The sequence below is a fragment of the Streptomyces sp. NPDC047841 genome (genome assembly GCF_040704085.1).
In the GTDB taxonomy this organism is placed as follows: Bacteria; Actinomycetota; Actinomycetes; order Streptomycetales; family Streptomycetaceae; genus Streptomyces; species Streptomyces argyrophylli.
Window position 1 is genome coordinate 474,316 of the sequence record NZ_JBEYRP010000001.1, and the last position, 21,986, is coordinate 496,301.

The 21,986-nt window shown below is 72.8% G+C and carries 17 protein-coding genes and 1 riboswitch; of the genes, 6 read left to right on the forward strand and 11 right to left on the reverse strand.

Annotated features, from left to right (window positions below):
• Nucleotides 1–107 precede the first annotated feature (107 nt).
• Nucleotides 108–1,346 carry an MFS transporter gene (locus AB0947_RS01955; protein ID WP_366748326.1) on the forward strand — a complete coding sequence of 413 codons (1,239 nt, stop codon included), beginning with the start codon at nt 108–110 and terminating at the stop codon, nt 1,344–1,346.
• Nucleotides 1,306–2,625, forward strand: coding sequence for a D-arabinono-1,4-lactone oxidase (locus tag AB0947_RS01960; protein ID WP_366748327.1), 1,320 nt, complete (start codon nt 1,306–1,308; stop codon nt 2,623–2,625). The genes AB0947_RS01955 and AB0947_RS01960 overlap by 41 nt, the downstream gene beginning before the upstream one ends.
• Here AB0947_RS01960 and AB0947_RS01965 read toward each other — a convergent pair.
• Complete coding sequence (locus AB0947_RS01965) at nt 2,549–3,328, reverse strand: hypothetical protein (RefSeq protein ID WP_366748328.1); 780 nt, start codon at nt 3,326–3,328, stop codon at nt 2,549–2,551. The genes AB0947_RS01960 and AB0947_RS01965 overlap by 77 nt on opposite strands.
• Nucleotides 3,329–3,828: 500 nt before the next feature.
• Between AB0947_RS01965 and sepH the strand changes: the two genes are divergently transcribed.
• Entirely contained in the window at nt 3,829–4,869 is a 1,041-nt protein-coding gene (gene sepH / locus AB0947_RS01970) for a septation protein SepH (RefSeq protein WP_366748329.1), read from the forward strand.
• 55 nt (nt 4,870–4,924) lie between these two features.
• Here sepH and AB0947_RS01975 read toward each other — a convergent pair whose 3' ends face one another.
• Nucleotides 4,925–5,773, reverse strand: coding sequence for a sulfurtransferase (locus AB0947_RS01975; protein WP_366748330.1), 849 nt, complete (start codon nt 5,771–5,773; stop codon nt 4,925–4,927).
• A 318-nt stretch (nt 5,774–6,091) separates the two neighbouring features.
• Between AB0947_RS01975 and AB0947_RS01980 the strand changes: the two genes are divergently transcribed.
• Nucleotides 6,092–6,883: a VOC family protein gene (locus AB0947_RS01980; RefSeq protein ID WP_366748331.1), complete on the forward strand. Its 792-nt coding sequence runs from the start codon at nt 6,092–6,094 to the stop codon at nt 6,881–6,883.
• Nucleotides 6,884–6,887: 4 nt separating this feature from the next.
• Here the strand turns inward: AB0947_RS01980 and AB0947_RS01985 are convergent, their stop codons facing one another.
• The 4 genes from AB0947_RS01985 to AB0947_RS02000 form a co-directional block, all read right to left on the reverse strand.
• A complete protein-coding gene (locus AB0947_RS01985) occupies nt 6,888–7,547 on the reverse strand; it encodes a thymidine kinase (RefSeq protein ID WP_366748332.1) in 660 nt (219 codons plus the stop codon).
• 52 nt (nt 7,548–7,599) lie between these two features.
• On the reverse strand, nt 7,600–8,796 hold the full coding sequence (locus AB0947_RS01990; protein WP_366748333.1) for a nucleotide pyrophosphatase/phosphodiesterase family protein: 1,197 nt from the start codon (nt 8,794–8,796) through the stop codon (nt 7,600–7,602).
• Nucleotides 8,796–9,392 carry a DUF5998 family protein gene (locus AB0947_RS01995; protein ID WP_014675503.1) on the reverse strand — a complete coding sequence of 199 codons (597 nt, stop codon included), beginning with the start codon at nt 9,390–9,392 and terminating at the stop codon, nt 8,796–8,798. The genes AB0947_RS01990 and AB0947_RS01995 overlap by 1 nt, the downstream gene beginning before the upstream one ends.
• A 244-nt stretch (nt 9,393–9,636) precedes the next feature.
• Nucleotides 9,637–12,447: a GNAT family N-acetyltransferase gene (locus AB0947_RS02000; RefSeq protein ID WP_366748334.1), complete on the reverse strand. Its 2,811-nt coding sequence runs from the start codon at nt 12,445–12,447 to the stop codon at nt 9,637–9,639.
• 176 nt (nt 12,448–12,623) lie between these two features.
• On the opposite strand from AB0947_RS02000, the gene AB0947_RS02005 reads away from it, so the two are divergent.
• Complete coding sequence (locus AB0947_RS02005; RefSeq protein ID WP_030342958.1) at nt 12,624–12,905, forward strand: HPr family phosphocarrier protein; 282 nt, start codon at nt 12,624–12,626, stop codon at nt 12,903–12,905.
• Nucleotides 12,906–13,110: 205 nt separating this feature from the next.
• On the opposite strand, the gene AB0947_RS02010 is transcribed toward AB0947_RS02005, so the two are convergent.
• The 4 genes from AB0947_RS02010 to AB0947_RS02025 all read right to left on the reverse strand — a co-directional run bounded on the left by AB0947_RS02010 (nt 13,111) and on the right by AB0947_RS02025 (nt 17,946).
• The gene (locus AB0947_RS02010) at nt 13,111–13,797 is read right to left on the reverse strand and encodes a GntR family transcriptional regulator (RefSeq protein WP_366748335.1); all 687 of its coding nucleotides are present in this window, start codon (nt 13,795–13,797) and stop codon (nt 13,111–13,113) included.
• A gap of 197 nt (nt 13,798–13,994) precedes the next feature.
• Complete coding sequence (locus AB0947_RS02015) at nt 13,995–14,750, reverse strand: M23 family metallopeptidase (protein ID WP_366748336.1); 756 nt, start codon at nt 14,748–14,750, stop codon at nt 13,995–13,997.
• A gap of 12 nt (nt 14,751–14,762) precedes the next feature.
• Nucleotides 14,763–14,923, reverse strand: a riboswitch (cyclic di-AMP (ydaO/yuaA leader).
• Nucleotides 14,924–15,157: 234 nt separating this feature from the next.
• Entirely contained in the window at nt 15,158–16,546 is a 1,389-nt protein-coding gene (locus AB0947_RS02020; protein WP_366748337.1) for a pitrilysin family protein, read from the reverse strand.
• Complete coding sequence (locus AB0947_RS02025; RefSeq protein WP_366748338.1) at nt 16,543–17,946, reverse strand: pitrilysin family protein; 1,404 nt, start codon at nt 17,944–17,946, stop codon at nt 16,543–16,545. Before AB0947_RS02025 ends, AB0947_RS02020 begins: the two co-directional genes overlap by 4 nt.
• A gap of 259 nt (nt 17,947–18,205) precedes the next feature.
• Here AB0947_RS02025 and AB0947_RS02030 point away from each other — a divergent pair, with 259 nt between their 5' ends.
• Nucleotides 18,206–20,665 (forward strand): DNA topoisomerase IV subunit A, encoded by a 2,460-nt coding sequence (locus tag AB0947_RS02030; protein ID WP_366748339.1) that lies wholly within the window; start codon nt 18,206–18,208, stop codon nt 20,663–20,665.
• A 52-nt stretch (nt 20,666–20,717) separates the two neighbouring features.
• Here AB0947_RS02030 and AB0947_RS02035 read toward each other — a convergent pair whose 3' ends face one another.
• Entirely contained in the window at nt 20,718–21,827 is a 1,110-nt protein-coding gene (locus AB0947_RS02035) for a GTP-binding protein (protein ID WP_366748340.1), read from the reverse strand.
• Nucleotides 21,828–21,986 lie beyond the last annotated feature (159 nt).

Consider the following 21,986-nt stretch of genomic DNA (forward strand, 5'->3'; position numbering starts at 1 on the left):
GATTCGTTGCTGTTTGTCCAGCGGTCATATCGAGTGCGATTAGGTTGCCCTAACTCGTAAGCTGTATGAGCCGCATTCGCGCCTTACTGATCCGCTTCGGAGACCACGTGCCCAGCCCCTACAGAGCCCTGTTCGCCGAGCCCGGCACCAAGGCCTTCTCCGCCGCGGGATTCATCGGGCGGATGCCGTTGTCGATGATGGGCATCGGCGTCGTCACGATGGTCTCCCAGCTCACCGGGCGCTACGGCCTGGCGGGCGCCCTGTCGGCCACCGTCGCGCTGTCCGCCGCGGCGATCGGCCCGCAGATCTCCCGCCTGGTGGACCGGCACGGGCAGCGCCGGGTGCTGCGCCCCGCGACCCTGGTGGCCCTGCTCGCGGCGGCCGGGCTGCTGCTCGCCGCCCACTTCGGGTGGCCGGACTGGGTGCTGTTCGTCTCCGCGGCCGGGATCGGCTCGGTGCCGAGCCTGGGCGCGATGATCCGGGCCCGCTGGGCCGCGCTGTACCGGGGCACCCCGAAGCTGCACACCGCCTACTCGTTCGAGTCGGTCGTCGACGAGGTGTGCTTCATCTTCGGGCCGATCCTCTCCATCGGCCTGTCCACGGCCTGGTTCCCGGAGGCGGGCCCACTGCTCGCCGCCTGCTTCTTGCTGGCCGGCGTGCTGTGGCTGACCTCCCAGCGCGCCACCGAGCCGGAACCGCATCCGCGCGAGCGGCGGGGCGGCGGCAGCGCCCTGCGCGCGCCGGGGCTCCAGGTGCTGGTGGCGACCTTCGCGGCGACCGGCGCGATCTTCGGAGCCGTGGACGTGGTCACCGTCGCCTTCGCCGACGAGCGCGGCCACAAGGGCGCCGCGAGCCTGGTCCTGGCGCTGTACGCGGCCGGTTCGTGCGTCGCCGGCGTGGTCTTCGGACTGCTGCGCCTGAGCGGTGCGCCCGAGCGACGCTGGTTGCTGGGCGTGGCGGCGATGGCCGTGAGTATGATCCCCCTCCTACTGGTCGGAAACCTGCCGCTTCTGGCCGTGGCGCTGTTCGTGGCGGGGCTGTCCATCGCACCGACGATGATCACGACGATGTCCCTCATCGAAGAGCACGTACCGCGCGCGCAGCTCACCGAGGGCATGACCTGGGTGAGCACCGGCCTCGCCGTCGGCATCGCGGCCGGCTCCTCCGTGGCCGGCTGGGTGATCGACGCGGCCGGGGCACGGGCCGGGTACGGGGTTCCGGCCGTGTCCGGGGCCGTCGCGGTCGCGGTCGGTTTCCTCGGGTACCGCCGGCTGCGCAGGCCGGCCGCGGGTCGGGGAGGCACCGTTGAGCAGCACAGCGAGCGGGAAGAACGGCACCTGGCGTAACTGGGGCGGCACTGTCTCCGCCCGGCCCGCCCGGCAGGTCACGCCGGCCTCCGTGGAGGAGCTGGCCGGTGCGGTGCTCCGGGCCCGGGAGGACGGCCTGAAGGTGAAGGCGGTCGGCACCGGGCACTCCTTCACCTCGATCGCCGTCACCGACGGTGTGTTGATACGCCCTCAACTGTTGACCGGTATACGCACCATCGACCGGGCGTCCATGACGGTCACGGCGGAGGCGGGCACTCCGCTCAAGAGACTCAACGCCGCCCTCGCGCGCGAGGGCCTCTCGCTCACCAACATGGGCGACATCATGGAGCAGACAGTGTCGGGGGCCACCAGCACGGGCACCCACGGCACCGGCCGCACGTCGGGCTCCATCGCCGCCCAGATCAAGGCACTGGAACTGGTCACGGCCGACGGCTCGGTGCTCACCTGTTCCGAGAAGGAGAACCCGGAGGTCTTCGCGGCGGCCCGCATCGGCCTCGGCGCCCTGGGCGTCGTCACCGCGATCACCTTCGCCGTGGAGCCGCTCTTCCTGCTCACCGCGCGCGAGGAACCCATGTCCTTCGAGCGGGTCCTCGCCGAGTTCGACCAGCTGTGGGCCGAGAACGAACACTTCGAGTTCTACTGGTTCCCGCACACCGGCAACACCAACACCAAGCGGAACAACCGCAGCGCCGGCCCCGAGCAGCCGGTGGGCCGGCTCGCGGGCTGGTTCGAGGACGAGTTCCTCTCCAACGGCGTCTTCCAGGTGGCCCAGTGGGTCGGCCGCGCGGTCCCGGCGACCGTTCCGGCGATCGCGCAGGTCTCCAGCAGGGCCCTGTCCGCGCGGACGTACACGGACATCCCGTACCGGGTCTACACCTCACCGCGCCGGGTGCGCTTCGTGGAGATGGAGTACGCCGTCCCGCGCGCGGCCCTGGTGGAGACGCTGCGCGCACTGAAGGCCATGGTGGACCGCTCCGGGCTGCGCGTCAGTTTCCCGGTCGAGGTGCGCACCGCGCCGGCCGACGACATCACCCTGTCCACCGCCTCCGGCCGGGACAGCGCCTACATCGCCGTCCACATGTTCCGGGGCACGCCGTACCAGGCGTACTTCACGGCCGCCGAGCGGATCTTCACCGCGCACGAAGGGCGCCCGCACTGGGGCAAGGTGCACACGCGGGACGCGGAGTACTTCTCCCGGGTGTACCCGCGCTTCGGCGAGTTCACGGCGCTGCGGGACCGTCTGGACCCGGAGAGGCTGTTCCAGAACGACTATCTGCGGAGGGTTCTGGGGGCGTAGGCGTCGTGGCGGACGCGCTGGGGGCACTGGGCGTGGGGACCGGAGTCGCCGGGCCGCCGCCCGGTTCCCCGCTCCGCTCGGCGTCCGGCTGCCCGGTCGGCCGGCCGCCGGGTGAGCCGCCGGGCGCCGGGGACGTGCCGTGACCCGTGCCGTCGCCGGTGGACGGCGTGTGCTCCGGGGAGGTGGTGCGCGAAGGGGCCGGCGTCCGGCCGGACGCGGCGCCGGAGGAGCCCCGGCCGGTGACCGCGTCGCTGACCGTCGTGCCCGTACCGCCGCTGAAGCTGTTCCCGGAGACCAGCTCGTACGCCGTGATGCCGGCCAGCGTGACCCCGAAGACCAGAGCGGCGGCGACCAGCGGCCGGCGGCGGCCCGTGGCCCGCGCGCGGTAGACGGTGCCCTCGGTGAACTCGCCCGGCGGCAGGGACCTCCGCCGCCCCGGTACCCGCGCTCCCCGGTCCTCCTGCGGCCGGGCCGCCACCACGGTCTTCTCCCGGAGCTGCTCCCCGGTCCGCTTGAAGAAGTGCTGGAAGACCGATCCGCCGCAGGTGGCGACGATGCTGACGACGCCGGCGCCGAGGATCGTGCCGTACACCCCGAAGTACGAGGCCAGTTTGGCCGCCACCACCGCCGCGAGGGCGCTGCCCGCGACCTGGGGGACGTTCAGGTCGATCCGCTTCCGACCCGTATCGGGCGTCTCACGCATACCCGGGACTTGCCTGCCTTTCCCGCACCTCTTGGAGCACTTGCCGCAGTTGCCGACATTGGCCGGCCGACCACACGAGAAAGGGACGTACGAACGAAACCATTAGTTCCGTTTCTGGCGATTGCGTGAAGTTCGCCACGTTCATGATCCACAAAACCGCTTGCGGACGGCCAAGTCGCACCCCTTGCCAGAAGTTGGGCGGCGCGCCAATCCACGCACGTGGTCCGAATGGAGTACTGTTGCGAGCCCTGGGTCCGGTCTCCCGTCAGGGTGCCCGCGGCCTTGCAGGATCGCCGGGAGGGGGCTAGTTGCACAGGGTGACGCAGTTGGTCACTTAGCGTTGCGAACAGGTAACCGTGCCATAACGGCGGTCCAGGGCCCGTGCCCGACACGCCGGGCAACTCGGCAAGGTTGTGGCAGGCTGCACCCGGGCAGGCCACACTCGACTAGCGGAAGCAGCGACGCACGTGACGTCGGCAGGCACCACCCGGGAGGTCCCCATGCCCGAACTGCGTGTCGTGGCCGTCTCGAATGACGGCACACGGCTGGTGCTGAAGGCTGCCGACTCTACGGAGTACACGCTTCCGATCGACGAACGGCTGCGCGCCGCCGTCCGCGGCGACCGGCCCCGCCTCGGCCAGATCGAGATCGAGGTCGAGAGCCATCTGCGGCCGCGCGACATCCAGGCGCGGATACGGGCCGGTGCCACGGCGGAAGAGGTCGCGCAGCTCGCCGGCATCCCCGTCGACCGGGTACGGCGCTTCGAGGGGCCGGTGCTGGCCGAACGCGCCTTCATGGCCGAGCGGGCCCGCAAGACCCCGGTCCGCCGCCCCGGCGAGAACTCCGGCCCGCTGCTCGGCGAGGCCGTGCAGGAGCGGCTGCTGCTGCGCGGCGCCGAGAAGGACACCGTGCAGTGGGACTCCTGGCGCCGCGACGACGGCACCTGGGAAGTGCTCCTCGTCTATCGGGTCGCGGGTGAACCGCACTCGGCGAGCTGGACGTACGACCCGCCCCGGCGGCTCGTCCAGGCCGTCGACGACGAGGCGCGGTCGCTGATCGGCGAGTCCGACGACCTCGCCGTGCCGGAGCCGAGCTTCCCGTTCGTCCCGCGGATCGCCCGGCTGCCGCGCGAGCGCACCATGGACCGCGCTCTCGAACGCAGCGACCGGGAACGGCCCAGTCTGCCCGCGCAGTCGCCGGAGCCGGCCGAGGAGAGCACGGGCGAACGCGACTCGCTGACCAGCCTGCTGGAGGCCGTGCCGAGCTTCCGGGGGGACCTGGTGGTCCCGGAACGCCCGTCGGAGCCCTCGGAGGACGCCGAGGAGGAGCCCGCCGCCGAGGAACCGCCGGCACCCGCCGCGTCCGCCGGCTCCGCCTACGCGGACGTCCTGATGCCGCGCTCCGTCGGCAGCCACCGCGACCGGCTCATCGGCGCGACCGACCGCCAGGCCGAGGCCGACGGCGTCCGCCCCGGCCGCCGCGCCGCCGTCCCGAGCTGGGACGAGATCGTGTTCGGCACGCGCCGCAAGAAGCAGGAGTAGGACGGTTCCGCCGAAGAGGGGGCACGCGCGCGTGCCCCCTCTCCCGGCTGTCCGGCTACTGCGGGTCCGCCCCCACCGCCACCGGCCGGGACGGGTCCGCGGACCACTCGGACCAGGAACCGACGTACAGGGCGGCCGGAATGCCCGCCACCGCCAGCGCGAGGACCTCGTGGGCGGCGGAGACGCCCGAACCGCAGTACACGCCCACCTCGGTGTCCTCGGACACCCCCAGGGCCTTGAAGCGGTCCCTCAGCTCCGCCGCGGGCAGGAAACGGCCGTCCGGGCCCACGTTCTCCGCAGTCGGCGCCGACACCGCGCCCGGAATGTGCCCGCCGACCCGGTCGATCGGCTCGACCTCACCGCGGTACCGCTCCCCCGCGCGCGCGTCCAGCAGCACACCCGTGCGGGCGAGTGCCGCGGCACCGTCCGCGTCCAGCAGCCCCGGCGCGCCCGGCACCGGCTCGAAGTCGCCCTCGGCAGGGGCCGGCACCTCGGTGGACAGCTCGCCCTCCCAGGACGGCAACCCTCCGTCGAGCACCCGCACGTCCGGGTGACCCGTCCAGCGCAGCAGCCACCACGCGCGCGCGGCGGCCCAGCCCTGGCCGGCGTCGTACACCACGACCGTCCGACCCGCCGACACGCCCGCGCGGCGCATCGCGGCACCGAACTCCGCCAGATCGGGCAGCGGGTGCCGGCCGTGCACGCCGGGCGCGGCGGCCAGCTCGCGGTCCAGGTCGACGAAGACCGCGCCGGGGAGGTGACCGGCCGCGTACTCGGCCCGCCCGTCGAAGGGCGGCGCGCCCGCCTTCGCCGTGCTCAGCTGCCAGCGCACGTCCAGCAGCACCGGCGGGTCGCCGGCGGTCAGCTCGTGTGCGAGTTCGGATGCGGTGATGATGGCTGTCATGGCGTCCATCCTTACGCCAGGGGTGGCCGCGGCGTCCAGGTCCCGCTACTCTGCTCGGCCGGACAGCCTCGATCACAGCACGTAGGTGATCGTGCACGTGCTGTACTGCCGACGGACACCCGCCGGCCATCGTCAAGAAACGGCGAAAGACGGCAGACCGGGCATCCTTCCGGAGGTACGGGCGAGCGGCGCGGTACGGCCCCGCGGCACCCCGAAGGACGCGGTCGCCGGCACGGGCGTACGCGCCACCAGCGCGGACACCCTTCCGGGGAGCGGAAGCGACACGGCCACCACGAGGGGCCGGGGAGAGAGTGATCGATGACCGAGGCACGGGAGCCGGCCGGTCCGCACGCGCGGCGTGTGCCCGGCACACCCTGCTGGGTGAGCCTGATGGTGCACGCGTTGGACGCCACCGAGGAGTTCTACGGTGAGCTGTTCGGCTGGGAGTTCCTGCCGGGCCCGCAGCAGCTCGGGCCGTATGTGCGGGCGCTGCTGGACGGACACGAGGTCGCCGGCATGGGCCAGTTGCCGCCGGACCGCCGGCTGCCGGTCGCCTGGACGCCGTACTTCGCCTCGGACGACGTGGACCGCACCGCGGACACCGTACGGCTGTGCGGCGGCACGCTGGCCGTCGGGCCGCTGGACGCCGCCGAGGCCGGACGGATGGCCATCGCCTCCGACCCCTCCGGCGCGGTGTTCGGGATCTGGCAGGGCTCCGTGCACCTCGGCACGCCGGTCACCGGCGTCCCCGGCACGCCCGTCTGGAACGAACTGGTCACCCTGGAGACGGAGAGCGTCGCCAAGTTCTACCGGAGCGTGTTCGGCTACGAGGAGGAGCCGGTGGTCTCCGCCGACTTCGACTACCTGACCCTGCGCCTCGACGGCCGTCCGGTGGCGGGGCTGCACGGCGTGGGCCACGCGCTGCCCCGGGACCGGGGGCCGTACTGGCGGACGTACTTCGAGGTGGCCGACCTCGCCGAAACGCTCCGGCAGGTCACCGGCCTGGGCGGCCGCATCCTCAAGCCGGCCCACGACGGCCCGCACGGGCGGCTGGCGACGGTGGCGGACCCGGAGGGCGCCGAGTTCTCGGTGGTCCAGGAGCCGCGCTGAGCGGTCAGGGGGCTCCGGAGGGCGCCACGGGCAGCACGTCCGGGGACAGGGCCGCCGCGCGGGCCGTCGCCGCGGTCATCCGGCGCCGGTGGTGGCGCCGGCACAGCACCTCGTAGCCGACCTGGCCCGCCGACTGGTTGACGTCGCCGACGACCACCTGGGCGCCCTCGACCACCATCTCACCGTCTATCGTGCGGGCGTTGTGCGTGGCGCGGGCGCCGCACCAGCACAGCGCCTCCACCTGGAGCACCTCGATCCGGTCGGCCAGCTCCACCAGCCGCTGGGAGCCGGGGAACAGCTTGGAGCGGAAGTCGGTGGTGATGCCGAAGGCGAAGACGTCCAGGCCGAGATCGTCCACCACGCGCGCGAGCTGGTCGATCTGCTCGGGGGCGAGGAACTGCGCCTCGTCCGCGATCACGTAGTCGGCCCGGCCGCCGCGCGAGAGGTGGTCCACCAGATAGGCGTACAGGTCCTGGCGGTCCTCGACCTCCACCGCGTCCGTCACCAGGCCCAGCCGGGAGGACAGCTTGCCCTCGCCGGCGCGGTCGTCCCGGGTGAAGATCATGCCGGCCAGGCCGCGCGCGGAACGGTTGTGCTCGATCTGCAGAGCCAGCGTCGACTTCCCGCAGTCCATCGTTCCGGAGAAGAACACCAGCTCGGGCATGAGGAGTTGAGCACCTTTCGGCGAGTCGCGGAAGACGGGGGGCGGGGACGGTTCAGGAGCGTACTTCGAGCAGCGGGACCAGCTGCTCGGCCGGGGTCATCGAGCCGTGGTTGCCGACCAGCGCCGACTCCTTGGGCTCCCGTTCGGACGCGATGATCAGGACGTCGTCGTGCGCGGCGGCGACCACGTCCCCGATCCGCGGGTACACGCGCTCGTCGCACTCGCCGGGCCGTCCGAACCAGCCGGCCGCGACGGCCTCGTCCCGCGAGGCCACCCAGAACTGCTCCCCGAGCACCTCGCGCCACACCGTCAGCACGTCGTTCTCGGCGCCCGGCACCGCGTACACGTGCCGGGCGCGGCCCTCGCCGCCCAGCAGGGCGACCCCGGCGCGCAGTTCCCAGTCCTCGTCGAAGTCGATGCGGTGCCGCTCGTCGAACGGGATGTCGACCATGCCGTGGTCGGCGGTGACGTAGAGGGCGCTGCGGGGCGGCAGTTGTTCCGCGAGGCGCTGGACGAGCCGGTCGACGTACATCAGCTGGCCGCGCCAGGTGTCGGAGGCGATGCCGTAGCGGTGTCCGGAACCGTCCAGTTCGGCGTAGTACGTGTACACCAGCGCGCGGTCCGCGGCGGCCAGTTGCCCGGCCGCGAGGTCCATGCGCTCCTCGCCGGTGAGCCGTCCGTGGAAGCTGCCGCCGCTGAGCGCCACCTTGGTGAGCGGGGTGTGCTGGAAGGCGGGCGAGGACACCTGGGCGGCGTGCACCCCGGCCCGGTGGGCGAGCTCGAAGACGGTGGGGTACGGCTGCCAGGTGTGCGGTTCGGTGTACGGCTGCCAGCGGAGCTGGTTCATCAGCGCGCCGGTGTCCGGGTTGCGCACGGCGTAGCCGGGCAGGCCGTGGGCGCCGGGCGGCAGGCCGGTGCCGACGGAGGCGAGGGAGGTCGCGGTGGTCGCCGGGTAGCCGGCGGTGAGCGGGCGGCCGGTGCCGCCGCGTGAGCTGCCGAGCAGGGAGGTCAGGAACGGGGCCTCGTCCGGGTGCGCCCTCAGCTGCTCCCAGCCGAGGCCGTCGACCAGGAAGACGCAGACCCGGTCGGCGGGGGTCAGTTCCCCGATCGTGGCGGTCAGGCCGGGCACGCCCATGCCGGCGGCCAGGGTGGGCAGCAGGTCGGCGAGGGAGCCGCTGCCGTACTCGGGCAGCGGCGCGGTGTCGAGGGCGAGGGGTTCCGGGTGGTCCCAGGCGGAGAGCTGGGACATCAGCGCGTGACGTCCGCGGTCGCCTCCGAGATGGCCTGCGCGAAGGCGAGCGCCTGGCGCACCGTCTCCGGGCCGTCCCCGGCCTCGCTGACGCGCAGGCTGAGGTCGTCCGCCGTGGAGCTGCCCGTGTAGCCGTGGTCGGCGTCGCAGTTGGGGTCGCCGCAGGCGGCGGGCTCCAGGTCGATGCGGCTGACCGCGCCCCAGCCGATGGTCAGCACGACCTCGCGGGGCAGGGTGCCCGGCGTGTACTGCTCGGGGTTCGCGACGACCCGGCTGACCACGACCGAGGAGATCCGGTCGAGCTTCACGGACTCGGTGGAGGTGGTGGCGTACGGCGTCGGGGAGGTGCTGTCGGCGGCCTGCTCGTCGGTGTGGCTGACGATGAAGCGGTTGCCGGTCAGGACCAGCACGGTGACGTGCCGGCGCACCTCGTTCTGGTCGAACGTGGTCTCCTGGTGGACCAGGTACGACCGGATGGGCTCGCCGCCCACTGCGGCCTCCACCGCCTCGGCCACGAGGGCCGGGTAGTAGCCGCTGCGCTCGATCGCCGCGCGCAGCCCCTGGGTCGTCGTACTGGTCTTGGCCATGGCGTCCATCCTAATCCGTGGGCAAGGGGAGTCCGGGCCAGTCGCACAACCGGTGCCGGCCCGTACGTCGGCGCGCGGGGGCGTCGGCACGGGCCCCGGCCGGAACCCCAGCGCTTCGCCGGCACGGCCTCCCGGTTCCCGGCGTCCGCGGGCCGTCTGTCGTATCCGGCGGGCGGGTGCGGCCACCCCGCGTGCGCAGGCGATGGTCCCCGTCCCACCCGCTGCGGCGGTGTCCATGTGGCCCCCGCCCCGCTCAGTAGGCCGGCAGGGTGCGCGGGCCGAGGTCGTCACGGGCGGGCGGCGGCGCGAGCCGTACGGTGGCGCCGAGCACGCTGGCGCCGTGGGGGGCGACGACGACCGGCTCCAGGGTGACCGCGACCACCTCCGGGTGATCGTCGACCAGCCGCGACACCCGCAGCAGCAGTTCCTCCAGGGCCGGGGTGTCCACCGGGGTGGAGCCGCGCCAGCCGAACAGCAGCGGTGCCGTCCGGATCGAGCGCACCAGCGCGGTCGCCTCCCGGTCGGTGACGGGGATGAGCCGGTGGGCCATGTCGCCGAGCAGCTGCGAGGCGGCCCCGGCGAGGCCGAAGGACAGCACGGCGCCGGCCGCCGGGTCGATCACGGCCCGTACGACCGTGTCGACGCCGCGCGGCGCCATGCCCTGCACCACCGGCCGCAGCTCCTCCGGCTGCCCGAACAGCTCGGTCAATTCGGCGTACGCCCGCAGCAGTTGCTCCTCGTCCGCGAGGTCGAGGCGGACACCGCCCAGGTCGGCGCGGTGCCTGAGGTGCGGGGCGGTGGCCTTGAGGGCGACCGGGTAGCCGAGCGCGCGGGCGGCCTCGACGGCGGCGTCCGGGGTGAGCGCGGGCAGGGCCCGGCGCACGGGTATGCCGTACTTGGCGAGCAGCTCACAGGTCTCCGCGTCGGAGATGGTGAGCCCCTGCCCGCGCGCGAGGAGCTCGCCGATCAGCCGGGCGGCCCCCTTCTCGTCGATGTCGTCGTACTCCGGCACCTTCCCGGGATCGGCCGCCTCCCGCCGCCACTGCGCGTACTTCACGGCTTCGGCGAGGGCGCGGACGGCCCGTTCGGCGGCGGGGTAGGCGGGGATGAGGTGGGTGCCCTCGGGCGGGGTGGTGAGCGGGGCGGGGGCAGCCGCGCCCTCGGTGCCGGGCGCCTTCTCGACGGCTCCCGGTGCGGTGCTCGCCGCCGCCGACAGCGCTTCCGCCAGTCCCCCCAGCTCCACGTGCACCACGAGCACCGGCTTGCCCGGCACCGCCGCCGCGGCCGACCGCAGCGCCTCCGCCAGTTCGGCGTCCCCGGGCGAGCTCTCCCCTATCGCGGGGATCGCCGTGACGACGACGGCGTCGTTCGTGCCGTCGGACAGCGCGGCGGCGAGCGCCCGGTGGAAGTCCTCCGCCGTCGCCCCGGTCGTCAGGTCGACCGGCCGCGCGGGCCGCAGTCCCTCGGCGAGGCACCGGTCGTAGGTCAGCACGCCCAGCGACTCGGAGTTGCCCAGGATGGCCACGCGCGGTCCGACGGGCAGCGGCTGGCGCGCGAGCAGCAGGCCCGCGTCGACCAGCTCGGTGATCGTGTCGACCCGGATCACACCGGCCTGCCGGAGGAGCGCGGAGACGGTCTCGTACGGCAGCCGGGTGGCCCGTACCGCGTGTCCCTGCGGTGCCGTGCCGGTCCCCTGCACCACCACGAGCGGTTTGGCCGCCGCCGTCCGCCGGGCGAGGCGGGTGAACTTGCGGGGGTTGCCGATCGACTCCAGGTACATGAGGACGACGTCGGTCTCGGGGTCGTCGTACCAGTACTGGAGGACGTCGTTGCCGGAGACGTCCGCGCGGTTGCCGGCGGACACGAAGGTGGAGACGCCGGTGACGCCGGTGACCCCTCCGCCGCGCCGGTGCAGCCGGGAGAGCAGGGCGATGCCGATGGCACCGGACTGGGCGAACAGTCCGATGGGGCCGGGGCGGGGCATCTCGGGGGCGAGCGAGGCGTTCAGCCGGACGTCCCGGGCGGTGTTGATGATGCCGAAGGCGTTCGGGCCGATGATCCGCATGCCGTACGCGCGCGCGGCCCGCACGAGGGCCCGTTGCCGCTCGCGCCCCTCGGGCCCGCTCTCGGCGTAGCCGGCGGAGAGCACGACGAGCCCCTGGACGCCGTGCTCCCCGCACTCGGCGACCACGGCGGGCACGTGCGCGGCCGGTACGGCGACGACGGCCAGGTCGACCGGCCCGTCGATGTCCCGCACCGAGCGGTGCGCGGGCACCCCGTCGACCTCCTTGAGGCCGTCCGGGAAGGCTTTGTTCACGGCGTGCAGGCGGCCGGGGTAGCCGGCGTCGCGGAGGTTGCCGAGGACGCCGCGGCCCACCCCGCCGGGGGCGCGGCCGACGCCGACGACGGCGACGGAGCCGGGCGCGAGGAGCCGCCGTACGGAACGGGCCTCGGCGCGCTGCTCCCGCGCGCGCTGCACGGCGAGGGAGCGGTCGGTGGGTTCGAGGTCGAACTCCAGGCGGACGACGCCGTCCTCGAAGCTGCGCTTCTGGGTGTAGCCCGCGTCCGTGAACACCTTGATCATCTTGGTGTTGGCGGGCAGCACCTCGGCGGCGAAGCGACGGATGCCCCGCTCGCGCGCGACGGCCCCGATGTGCTCCAGCAGGGCGGAGGCGACCCCGCGGCCCTGGTGGGCGTCCTGCACCAGGAAGGCGACCTCGGCCTCGTCGGCGGGCGCGGACGCGGGCATGCCGTCGGTGCCGATGCGGTCATAGCGTACGGTGGCGATGAACTCGCCGCCGATGGTGGCCGCGAGTCCCACCCGGTCCACAAAGTCGTGGTGCGTGAAGCGGTGGACGTCCTTGGCGGAGAGCCGCGGGTACGGCGCGAAGAAGCGGTAGTACTTCGACTCGTCCGAGACCTGCTCGTAGAAACTGACCAGGCGGTCGGCGTCATCAACGGTGATGGGCCTGATGCGTGCGGTGCCACCGTCGCGCAGCACCACGTCCGCCTCCCAGTGGGCGGGGTACTGGTGCCGGTCCTGCCGGTCCGCCGAGGTCTGCATGGGCCCCAGAGTACGGCTCGCGTCCGACAACGGCGCGAGGCAGTCTGTGGAGGACGGGACGCCGGACCGAGGCCGCGGTCCGGTGCCACACCGGAGGGGACGGACGTCCGCTCCGGACACGCTTCACGGTATGGGAAACTGGTCTAGACAACCTGAACACCGAAGGGCAGCAACACATGGCTGAGCGCCGCGTCAACGTCGGCTGGGCCGAGGGCCTCCACGCCCGCCCCGCCTCCATCTTCGTCCGAGCCGCCACGGCCACAGGCGTCCCGGTGACGATCGCCAAGGCCGGGGGCAACCCCGTCAACGCGGCCTCCATGCTGGCCGTCCTGGGCCTGGGTGCCCAGGGTGGCGAGGAGATCGTCCTCGCCTCCGACGCCGAGGGCGCCGACGCCGCCCTGGACCGTCTGGCCAAGCTGGTCTCCGAGGGCCTGGAAGAGCTGCCCGAGACCGTCTGAGCGGGCACCGCACAGAACGCCGGAGCCGCGTTCGCCTTCCGGGGCGGCGCGGCTTCGCCGTATGCGGACGCACGCGACCCGATGCGCCGTCGGTTTACCCCCCGCCGCGCCGGCCGGCGCCTTCCGGGAATTTCTCGCACGACGAATTCGGGCAGCAGGAATTACCCGGCCCAAAAATAGCTCTCCTTTGTATACGGTGCGCTTGTTAATGCCGCGGGCCCGACATGTTTACGGCAGGTTGCGAAGTCCTCACGCGCTCCACGGCGAAAGAGAACCGCAGCCGGTGCGCGCCCGTCGCGCGCTCGGCGTGCAGCGTCGTGAGCGCCCGCGCGCGCTCGGCGTCGCCGCGGGCCACCGCGTCCACGATGGCAGCGTGCTCCGTCCAGGACTCGACCGGGCTGACCGGCGCCTCCACCGTGTACATCCACGCGATCTTGTGCCGCAGCTGGGTGAGCACCGAGGTCAGCGAGGCGCTGCCGGAGGCCTGGGCGAGCGTCTCGTGGAACCAGCCGCCCAGCGAGCGCAGGTCCTCGTTGCCGCCCCTGCGGGCCCGCTCCTGGCCCAGCCGGACCAGACCGCGCAGCACCTTCAGATGGGCCTCCGTGCGCCGCTGGGCTGCCCGGGCGGCGCCCAGCGGCTCCAGCAGCGTCCGCATCTCCAGCAGGTCGGCGGCCTCCTGCTCGGTCGGCTCGGCCACGCACGCGCCCGCGTGCCGGCGCGTCACCACGAAGCCCTCGGCCTCCAGGGTGCGCAGGGCCTCGCGCACGGGGACGCGCGAGACGCCGTAGCGGCGGGCCAGGACTTCCTCGGTGAGGCGGCTGCCGCGCTCGTGGACCCCCGCGACGATGTCGTCCCGGATGGCCGTGCACACCGAGTGCGCCGGAATACGCATGACCGACCTCCGCCTTCATCCCGGTGAAACGTCGACGATGGACGTGTGTTCCGCGACTCTATTCCAATGAGCCGGAATTTCCGACGGCGGACCCTAATTCATGGCTATTTTTTGGACAGCGGTCCGGCGGACACCGGGAAAAACAGCGAAAGCCCCGGCTCGGTGAGCCGGGGCCTCGGACAGCCGTGCGGTCGGTGTCAGACGTTCACGCCGTGCTTGCGGAGGTAGGCGACGGGGTCCACGTCCGAGCCGTACTCGGGGGTCGTGCGCGCCTCGAAGTGCAGGTGCGGGCCGGTGACGTGGCCCGTGGCCCCGGACAGGCCGATCTGCTGGCCCGGGACGACCTTCTGGCCCACCACGACGCCGATGGACGACAGGTGGCCGTACTGGGTGTACATGCCGTCGGCCATGCGGATCACGACCTGGTTGCCGTACGCGCCGCCCCAGCCCGCGGAGACGACCGTGCCGGAGCCCACCGCGTGGACGGCCGTGCCGCCGGCCGCGTGGAAGTCGATCCCGGTGTGCGCTCCGGAGCTCCACAGGGAGCTGCTCGCCTGGTAGGCGGTGGAGACGTAGGAGTGCGCGATCGGGGCGACGAAGGTGTTCAGCCGCTTGCGCTCGGCCTCACGGGCGGCCCGGACCTTCTCGGCGCGGATCTTCTGCGCCCGCTCGGCCGCCGCCTTCACCGCGGCCTCCTCGGCCGCCTTCTGCTCGGCGGCCTGCTGCTGCGCGGCGGCCTGCGCGTCGATCTCGTCGGCGACGCCCTCGGACACGGCGACGACCGGGGTGAGGCCGGTCTGTTCCGCGGTGTTCCCTGCGGCGAGCGCCGGGGAGGCGGCGAGGGTGCCGATCACACCGGTGGTGGTGAGGGCCGCGACGCCGGCCGCCTGGGCGGTGGTCCGCTTGACCCGGCCGGGCTTGCGGTGCTTCCCGGTGGCGCACATGAACGCCATGAAGTGGCTGGTCCTTTCCTTCCCTCTCGCCTACCGGGTTAGCTGACGGGTTCGGAGCAGGAAGGTCTCCTACGGGCCCCCTCGCACACGCGCGGACGCCCGATTCACCCCAGGGACGGTGGGTCCCCGGCTCCCCTGGCTCGCGCCGTACGGGGACTCGGCGATGACTGTCCGGTGCCGCGGGTGCGGCGCACTGCCTGACGAACAGCCCGGACGAAGCTACGCAAGCACGCTGTCAGTCCTCAAACGCATCCCGCCTTTTGTAGCGCATCCCACAGGGCAGACAGGCAACCTCCGCCCCAAAACGGGCATCTGAGCAAGGGAGTGGAACAACGTGGGGCCCTGACGACCCGTAGGTCACCAGGGCCCCACGCGCGCGTGCCGTCGTCCGGCCGCCGCGGTGCCGTCTACTCGGCCGCCACCACGGTCACTTCACCGATGCCCAGCGCCTCCACCGGCGCCTTGATCTGCGACGCGTCACCGACGAGGACGGTCACCAGGCGGTCCACCGGGAAGGCGTTCACGACGGCCGCGGTGGCCTCCACCGTGCCCGTGGCCGCCAACTGCTGGTACAGCGTCGCCTGGAAGTCGTCGGGCAGGTGCTGCTCGACCTGGTCGGCCAGCGTGCTCGCGACGGCCGCCGCGGTCTCGTACTTCAGCGGCGCCACACCGACCAGGTTCTGCACGGCGACGTCCCGCTCGGCGTCGGTCAGGCCGTCCGCCGCGACCGTGCGCAGCACCTTCCACAGGTCGTCCAGCGCCGGGCCGGTGTTGGGGGTGTCCACGGAGCCGCTGATGGCGAGCATCGCCGCGCCCGTGCCGTCCGGCGCGGACCGCATGACCTGCCCGAAGGCGCGCACGCCGTAGGTGTAGCCCTTCTCCTCGCGCAGGACGCGGTCCAGGCGGGAGGTGAGGGTGCCGCCGAGGCAGTACGTGCCGAGCACCTGGGCGGGCCACACCCGGTCGTGCCGGTCGGGCCCGATCCGGCCGATGAGCAGCTGGGTCTGGACCGCGCCGGGCCGGTCCACGATGATCACGCGCCCGGTGTCGTCGGCCGTCACCGGCGGCACCGGCCGGGGCTCGCCCGGGGTACCGGTCCACGCGCCCAGGGTGTCGTCGAGCAGCGCGTCCAGGTCGGCGCCGGTCAGGTCGCCGACGACGACCACGGTGGCCGTGGCGGGGCGCACATGGCGGTCGTAGAAGGCGCGTACGGCCGCCTCGTCGATCTTCTCGACCGTCTCCTCGGTGCCCTGGCGCGGACGGGACATGCGCGAGGTCGCCGGGAACAGCTCCTTGGAGAGTTCCTTGGCGGCCCGGCGGGAGGGGTTGGCCAGCTCGTGCGGGATCTCGTCCAGGCGGTTGCGGACCAGCCGCTCGACCTCGCTCGCGGCGAAGGCGGGCGCGCGCAGGGCGTCGGCGAGCAGGCCGAGGCCCTTGGCCAGGCGGGAGGCCGGCACCTCCAGGCTCAGCCGGACGCCGGGGTGGTCGGCGTGCGCGTCGAGGGTGGCGCCCGCACGCTCCAGCTCGGCGGCGAACTCCTCGGCGGAGTGCTTGTCGGTGCCCTCGGAGAAGGCCCGCGCCATGATCGTGGCGACGCCGTCCAGGCCGGCCGGCTCGGCGTCCAGGGGCGCGTCCAGCAGCACCTCGACGGCGACGACCTGCTGGCCCGGGCGGTGGCAGCGCAGCACGGTCAGGCCGTTGTCCAGCGTGCCGCGCTCGGGCGCCGGGAACGCCCACGGCTTGGCCTCGCCGGGCCGCGGCTGGGGGTGGAAGTCCATGGTGGCGAGCTCGGTCACTTGGCCGTCTCCTCGTTCTCGGTCTCGTCGCGGCCCGCCTCTACGGTCGCTTCCTGCTCCGGGTCCTCGGGGACCCCGGCGTCCGGGGCGTCCTGCGGGGACTTCGGCTCGTAGACGAGGACCGCGCGGTTGTCGGGCCGCAGGCGGGCCTCGGCGACCTCCTGGACCTCCTGCGGGGTCACCTCCAGGACGCGCTGGACGGCGGTCAGGGCCAGCTGCGGGTCGCCGAACAGGACCGCGTACCGGCACAGTTCGTCGGCGCGGCCGGCGACCGTCCCGAGCCGGTCCAGCCACTCGCGCTCCAGCTGGGCCTGGGCGCGCTCCATCTCCTCGGGCGTGGGGCCCTCCGCGGCGAAACGGGCCAGCTCCTCGTCGATGGCGGTCTCGATGACCGGCACCTCGACGTCACCGGAGGTCTTCACGTCCAGCCAGCCCATGGAGGGGGCACCGGCCAGGCGCAGCAGGCCGAAGCCGGCCGCGACGGCCGTGCGGTCCCGGCGCACCAGCCGGTTGTACAGGCGGGAGGACTCGCCGCCGCCCAGGATGGTCAGGGCGACGTCGACCGCGTCGCACGCGCGCGTGCCGTCGTGCGGGAGCCGGTAGGCGGCCATCAGGGCGCGCGCCGGGACCTCCTCCACCACGACCTCGCGCTTCTGCTCGCCGATGACGTCCGGCAGGGAGCCGTCGCGGGGGGCGGGCTTGCCGTCGTGGGACGGGATCGAGCCGAAGTACTTCTCGATCCAGGCGAGGGTCTGCTGGGGGTCGATATCGCCGACCACGGAGAGCACCGCGTTGTTCGGCGCGTAGTAGGTGCGGAAGAACCGGCGGGCGTCCTCCAGGGTGGCCGCGTCCAGGTCCGCCATCGAGCCGATCGGCGTGTGGTGGTACGGGTGGCCCTCCGGGTAGGAGAGCGCGGTCAACTTCTCGAAGGCGGTGCCGTACGGGACGTTGTCGTAGCGCTGGCGGCGCTCGTTCTTGACGACGTCCCGCTGGTTCTCCATGGACTCGTCGTCCAGGGCGGCCAGCAGCGAGCCCATGCGGTCGGCCTCCAGCCAGAGCGCCAGCTCCAGCTGGTGGGCCGGCATGGTCTCGAAGTAGTTGGTCCGCTCGAAGCTGGTGGTGCCGTTCAGCGAGCCGCCGGCGCCCTGCACCAGCTCGAAGTGGCCGTTGCCCTTGACCTGCGCCGAGCCCTGGAACATCAGGTGCTCGAAAAGGTGAGCCAGGCCGGTACGCCCCTTGACTTCGTGGCGGGAGCCGACGTCGTACCAGAGGCAGACCGCCGCCACCGGGGTCAGGTGGTCCTCGGAGAGCACCACGCGCAGACCGTTGGCCAGGCGGTGCTCGGTCGCTGTCAGGCCCCCGGAGCCTGCCTCGGCTGTGGTCGTGTGACCCATGGGCATGTACGTCCCTTCGCGAGCGGAGGCGGTTGATGGAAACCGCGGTTTTCCTGCCGTTCCTGCCACTGTATGCAAAGCGTGCGGGGCCTCGGCGAAGTTCCCGCGGGGCGTACGCCCACAGCGGATCCCGGGACCCGCCCGGGACCCGGTCCCGGCTCCCGGCGCAGCCCGCTGAACCGGGTCGTGGCACGGGTTGTCACTGCCTCGGTCCACAATGGTCGGCGTCAGTTCCGTCCATCCTTTCAGCAAGGAGCCGGCAGCGATGGCCCGCCGCAGCACGAAGACCCCGCCGCCCGACGATTCGTTCGAGGAGAGGATCCTCGACATCGACGTCGTGGACGAGATGCGTGGCTCCTACCTGGAGTACGCGTACTCGGTCATCTACTCGCGCGCCCTGCCGGACGCCCGTGACGGCCTGAAGCCGGTGCACCGCCGGATCGTGTACCAGATGAACGAGATGGGCCTGCGCCCCGAGCGCGGCTACGTGAAGTGCGCCCGTGTCGTCGGCGAGGTCATGGGCAAGCTGCACCCGCACGGCGACGCGTCGATCTACGACGCCCTGGTGCGCATGGCGCAGCCGTTCTCCATGCGCGTGCCGCTGGTCGACGGCCACGGCAACTTCGGCTCGCTGGGCAACGACGACCCGCCGGCCGCCATGCGGTACACCGAGTGCCGGATGGCCGAGGCGACGAGCCTGATGACCGAGTCGATCGACGAGGACACGGTCGACTTCGCGCCGAACTACGACGGCCAGGAGCAGGAGCCGGTGGCGCTGCCCGCCGCCTTCCCGAACCTGCTGGTCAACGGCTCCTCGGGCATCGCGGTCGGCATGGCGACGAACATGCCGCCGCACAACCTGCGCGAGGTGATCGCCGCCGCCCGCCACCTGATCCGCAACCCCAACGCGGACCTGGACGCGCTGATGAAGCACGTCCCGGGCCCGGACCTGCCCACCGGCGGCCGGATCGTCGGCCTGGACGGCATCCGGGACGCGTACGCGACCGGCCGTGGCACCTTCAAGATGCGCGCGACGGTCTCGGTCGAGCCGGTCACCGCCCGCCGCAAGGGCCTGGTGGTCACCGAGCTGCCGTTCACGGTCGGCCCCGAGAAGGTCATCGCGAAGATCAAGGACCTGGTCAACGCGAAGAAGGTCCAGGGCATCGCCGACGTCAAGGACCTCACCGACCGCGAGCACGGCCTGCGCCTGGTCATCGAGATCAAGAACGGCTTCGTGCCCGAGGCGATCCTGGAGCAGCTGTACAAGCTGACCCCGATGGAGGAGTCCTTCGGCATCAACAACGTCGCCCTGGTCGACGGCCAGCCGCTCACCCTGGGCCTGAAGGAGCTGCTGGAGGTCTATCTGGACCACCGCTTCGACGTGGTCCGGCGCCGCAGCGAGTTCCGCCGCGGCAAGAAGCGCGACCGGCTGCACCTGGTCGAGGGCCTGCTGACCGCTCTGGTCGACATCGACGAGGTCATCCGGATCATCCGGTCCAGCGAGAACTCCGCGCAGGCCAAGGAGCGTCTGATCGAGCGCTTCTCGCTGAGCGAGGTGCAGACGCAGTACATCCTCGACACGCCGCTGCGCCGGCTCACCAAGTACGACCGGATCGAGCTGGAGGCGGAGAAGGACAAGCTCACCGCGGAGATCGAGGAGCTGACCCGGATCCTGGAGTCGGACGCCGAGCTGCGCAAGCTGGTCTCGGCCGAACTGGCCTCTGTCTCGAAGAAGTTCGGCACCGACCGGCGCACGGTCCTGCTGGAGTCCGCGGGTGCCCCGGCGGCCACCGTCCCGCTCCAGGTGGCCGACGACCCGTGCCGGGTGCTGCTGTCCTCGACGGGGCTGCTGGCCCGTACGGCGACCGATGAGCCGTTCCCCGCGGCGGCGGGCGCCAAGCGCGTCAAGCACGACGTGATCGTCTCGGCGGTGCCGGCGACCGCGCGCGGGGTGATCGGCGCGGTGACCTCGGCGGGCCGGCTGCTGCGGATCAACGTGGTCGACCTGCCGCAGCTGCCCGAGCCGACGACCGCGCCGAACCTCTCCGGAGGTGCCCCGCTGGCGGAGTTCGTCTCCCTGGAGGACGACGAGACGGTGGTCTGCCTGACCACGCTGGACGAGTCGTCCCCGGGTCTGGCGCTCGGCACCGAGCAGGGCGTCGTCAAGCGCGTGGTGCCCGACTACCCGTCCAACAAGGACGAGTTGGAGGTCATCACACTGAAGGAGGGCGACCGGATCGTCGGCGCGGTGGAGCTGCGCACCGGCGAGGAGGACCTGGTGTTCATCACGGACGACGCCCAGCTGCTGCGCTTCCAGGCCTCCATCGTCCGCCCGCAGGGCCGGCCGGCGGGCGGCATGGCGGGCATCAAGCTCACCGAGGGTGCGAAGGTGATCTCCTTCACCGCGGTCGATCCGGCCGTGGACGCGGTGGTGTTCACGGTCGCGGGCTCGCGCGGCACGCTGGACGACTCGGTGCAGACGACGGCCAAGCTCACCCCGTTCGACCAGTACCCGCGCAAGGGCCGGGCGACGGGCGGCGTGCGCTGTCAGCGGTTCCTGAAGGGCGAGGACTGCCTGTCGCTGGCCTGGGCGGGCCCGGTGCCCGCGCTCGCGGCGCAGAAGAACGGCACCCCGGCGGACCTGCCGGAGCCGGACCCGCGCCGCGACGGCTCGGGCACGTCGCTGGCGAAGACGGTGGCGGTGGTGGCGGGCCCGGTGCTGTAGCCGGGCTCCGGGCGGGCCCCCGGGGGGCTCGCCCGGCCGGGCCCCGCTGACTCTAAGCGGGCGGGTCCTCCACGTCGGCATCCGCTTCGTCCGGGCCCCGCACGTAGCGCAGGACGCCCCACATGCCGTGTTCGTCGGCGTGCGGGGCGTCGTCCCTGCACGCCTCCATTTCCTTGCCGAGGGTGTCCGCGTCGATGCCGGCGCCGATCAGCACCAGCTGGGTGAGGCGGTCCTCGCGGGGCGCCCAGGGCTCCGGGTAGAAGCGCAGGAACCGGCCGACGGCGTGCACGGCGTAGCGGTTGAGCGGGTCGTAGGGCCCGAAGTCGACGTACCCCTTGATCCGGTACAGCCCCTCGGGCCGGCTGTCCAGGAACCGCATGAGCCGACGGGGCTCCAGGGGCACGTCCGAGGTGAAGGACAGGCTGTCGTAGCCGGTGTGCAGATGCCCGGCATGCTCGTCGCCTTCGTGGCCGTCGGATCCGTGGCCGTCGGCGTCGTGGTCGTGCAGGTCGTCGAAGGACAGCTGCCCGAGGCGCTCCTCGCCCGGCCGGCAGTCGAAGAGGAGCTCGGGGTCGATCCGGCCGTAGGTGGCGGGGACGACGGCGGCGCGGCCGGTGAGCGCGCGGACGGCGCCCAGCGTCCGCTCGGCGTCGTCCGTGCGGTCGAGCTTGTTGACGACGACCAGGTCGGCGAGTGCCAGGTGCCGGTCGATCTCGGGGTGCTTCGCCCGCGTCTCGCCGAACTCGGCGGCGTCGACGACCTCGACGAGGCCGCCGTACACGATGCCCGGGTGCTCGCTGGCGAGCACCATGCGCACGAGTTCCCGGGGCTCGGCCAGCCCGCTGGCCTCGATGACGATCACGTCGATCCCGGTGCCGGGCGCGGCGAGCCGGTCGAGGTAGAGGTCGAGTTCGCTCGCGTCGACGGCACAGCACAGGCAGCCGTTGCCGAGGGAGACGGTCGAGTCGCCCAGGGCGCCGGCGACGGCCATCGCGTCGATCTCGATCGCCCCGAAGTCGTTGACGATGGCCCCGATCCGGCTGCCTCCGCTGCGGTGCAGCAGATGATTGAGGAGCGTGGTCTTCCCGGATCCCAGGAAGCCGGCGAGCACGACGACCGGGATCTGCTGCGGACTGCCCCCGCGAGCCAGGCTGTTCCCCAACGGGCGACCTCTCTGACGTACCAGAGCGCACCGGTTCGCGGCCCGATGCGCGGACGGGCGTGGACTGCGCGTCAAGGATACGAGCGGGCCGGGGGCCCGAGGCCCTCGGGCACAGGCGCGGGAGGCCACAGCGGGCGGGGGCGGCAAGGCGAGCGGCAC